At 66.5% G+C, this 337-nt stretch carries 1 protein-coding gene; it reads right to left on the minus strand.

All coding sequences use genetic code 11. The features are described from left to right. Nucleotides 1–337 (minus strand): exodeoxyribonuclease VII large subunit (locus tag HA630_RS27040; RefSeq protein ID WP_305792607.1); only part of this gene is annotated, 337 nt, incomplete at both ends.

The following is a 337-nucleotide window of genomic DNA, read 5'->3' on the forward strand; positions in this document are numbered from 1 at the left end:
TGGCCTGCACGGTGCGTCGTGTGCGTTCGAGCTGCTGCTCAGTGGCGCGCTGGATGTCGGCGAAGGTGCTTTGCGCTTCCCGCACCCGCTGGACGTTGGTGCGCTCGATGCCGGCAATGACTTTGGAGGGGGTGTCAAAGCGCTGGTGGGCGACTTCGTCGAGAACGGTGGAATCGCGTTCGTGGCCGATGCCGGTGAGCACCGGGATGTCGAGTTCGCAGATGGCCCGGGCCAGGTCGTAATCGTTGAGCCAGGCCAGGTCGTTGACGGCGCCACCGCCCCGGATGATGGCCACCGCATCGGGCACCCAGGGGTGGTTGAGCCGGATCTGCTCCAG

The sequence above is a fragment of the Aquabacterium sp. A08 genome, assembly GCF_011742065.1.